This is a genomic window from Priestia sp. P5_B4 (assembly GCF_056400385.1).
On sequence record NZ_JBFULJ010000643.1, the window covers coordinates 1 to 2,203 of the forward strand.

Sequence of the window (2,203 nt, forward strand, 5' to 3'; positions counted from 1 at the left end):
CTTGAAATCGCATGATATGGAACGTTTAATTTTGTAATTAATTCTTTCTCAATACCATTGTGAGAACCGACATAATGGATATCCCATTTTTCACTGTCTAATTCTTTCATAATGGCAATGTTTGGTGTTACGTGTCCAGCTGTTCCGCCTCCGGTAAAAACGATAACTTGCTTACTCATTTTTTCTTCCTCTCTTTACTTCACTTAATGGATCTGTTTTGACATCAATTTTTATCTGATCTTTTTAGCATGCAATCTGACATGTAAAACGATGGTTTTATTATAGCATTTTTCTTTTTACATATGTATGATAAGGCGTATAAAAGCATGCTATACTTTTCATAGGGAGTGATGATAATGAACAAATCTGCACCTATAGTAAAAGGTGATACGGTGGATTCCGAAACGCGCTGCATGCACTACCGTACGGATAAAGATATTATTGCAATAAAATTTTATTGCTGTAATACATATTATCCATGCTATCAATGTCATAACGGACATGCTGATCATGATATTAAAAGGTGGCCAAAAGCTATGTTTAATGAAAAAGCTATTCTTTGCGGAGTATGTAAACATGAGCTATCCATTCATGAATATTTAACCTGTAACTCGACTTGCCCTCACTGTCGTTCTTCTTTTAATCCCGGATGCAGCCTGCATGGACACATTTATTTTGAACAAAAAAGCTGAACAAAACATTGTTCAGCTTTTAAAATAACTGCTCATCTATATTTATAATGGAAGGAAGCAGACCTGGGAACAATTCCTCAAGTTCTTCTAAACGCAAGGAATAATAGTGCTGCGTACCTTCTATACGTAGTTTGATAATTCCAGCTTCGCGAAGTACTTTAATATGATGTGATAGCGTTGATTTTGATACATTTAATTTTTGATAATACGAACAGGCCTGCTCCTTTCTTGTCGCTAAACACTGTACAATTCGCAGCCGGTTAGGATCACTCAACGCGTGTAAAATAGGCGTTAATTTAATTTCAGATTTCGGTGGTTGATAAGGTTTTCTCATGCTTAAAATATAACACAGCTTCTTTTGTGTATCAATGTTCGATAACTTTCGAACTAAATTCCTTGCACTGTTATTTAATCGGTGTTATAGTTTCATTGTTTGATGATATTCGAACTTATCTTCATTTTAATCATAAATTGAATGAAAGATTAAAAACAAAACAAATAATATAAAGCACCATCATTATTAAAGGAGGAATCACCCATGATTCATTTACAAGCTTCAATGAAAGTTAACCCAGCAAAAAGAGAAGAATTTTTAGAAAACGTACAAGAACTAATTAAGCATTCTTTACAAGAAGAAGGAAACAGCAACTATCAACTATTTGAAGATGCTTTTACACCTAACACATTTATGATGATTGAAGAGTGGAAAAGCGAAGAAGCAATTCAAGCACACAATAAATCAGCTCACTTCCAAACTTTTGTAGCATTTGCTCAAACTGGCGTACTTGTAGCACCTTTAGATGTAAAAACATTACAAGGTTAATCATAACTTCTTTGAAAGGATGACGCATCATGAATGAAGCAATTCGTACAATTCAAGATCATCGTTCTATCCGTCAGTATACAGACGAAGCAGTAAGTGACGAGCATTTAGATACGATTATTCAATCTGCTCAGTCAGCCGCTTCTTCTATTAATGGACAGCAAGTGACTATTATTAGCGTCCAAGATAAAGAAAAGAAGAAAAAACTTTCAGAGCTTGCCGGCAACCAAGCGTGGATCGACCAAGCTCCTCTATTTTTAATCTTTTGTGCAGATTTTAATCGTGCTAAGATTGCAGCTGAACTTAACGATGCCCCTCTTGGCGTAACCGATGGGCTTGAATCAATCTTAGTCGGAGCAACTGATGCTGGAATTTCTTTAGAAGCCGCAACAGTTGCAGCAGAATCACTCGGTTTAGGTACAGTCCCAATCGGAGGAATTCGCAGAAATCCACTAGAAGTCATTGAACTGCTCGATTTACCGGAATACGTATTCCCAGTAAGCGGTCTTGTGGTTGGACATCCGGCAGATCATTCTGCGAAAAAACCTCGATTGCCACAAGCTGCTGTGCACCATCGTGAAAGCTATAATCACGACTTAAAGCCATTGATTCAAGACTATGATGCTGAAATGGCAGAGTATATGAAAAAGAGAACAAACGGTGCTGATGACCGCAACTGGTCACAAAC

5 protein-coding genes are annotated in these 2,203 nt (G+C 36.7%); 3 read left to right on the forward strand and 2 right to left on the reverse strand.

Annotated features, from left to right (window positions below):
- Positions 1–179, reverse strand: a 179-nt coding sequence (locus AC1DRF_RS24105) for a glycosyltransferase (protein WP_477741885.1), incomplete at its 3' end; no start/stop codon positions are given.
- Positions 180–356: 177 nt separating this feature from the next.
- Here AC1DRF_RS24105 and AC1DRF_RS24110 point away from each other — a divergent pair.
- Positions 357–692: a CHY zinc finger protein gene (locus AC1DRF_RS24110; RefSeq protein ID WP_028409166.1), complete on the forward strand. Its 336-nt coding sequence runs from the start codon at positions 357–359 to the stop codon at positions 690–692.
- Positions 693–711: 19 nt separating this feature from the next.
- Here the strand turns inward: AC1DRF_RS24110 and AC1DRF_RS24115 are convergent, their stop codons facing one another.
- Positions 712–1,026 carry an ArsR/SmtB family transcription factor gene (locus AC1DRF_RS24115; protein WP_477741883.1) on the reverse strand — a complete coding sequence of 105 codons (315 nt, stop codon included), beginning with the start codon at positions 1,024–1,026 and terminating at the stop codon, positions 712–714.
- A 204-nt stretch (positions 1,027–1,230) separates the two neighbouring features.
- Between AC1DRF_RS24115 and AC1DRF_RS24120 the strand changes: the two genes are divergently transcribed.
- Positions 1,231–1,515 carry a putative quinol monooxygenase gene (locus tag AC1DRF_RS24120; RefSeq protein WP_427076002.1) on the forward strand — a complete coding sequence of 95 codons (285 nt, stop codon included), beginning with the start codon at positions 1,231–1,233 and terminating at the stop codon, positions 1,513–1,515.
- A 29-nt stretch (positions 1,516–1,544) separates the two neighbouring features.
- Positions 1,545–2,203: NADPH-dependent oxidoreductase (locus tag AC1DRF_RS24125; RefSeq protein ID WP_477741884.1), on the forward strand; the 659-nt coding region annotated here is incomplete at its 3' end.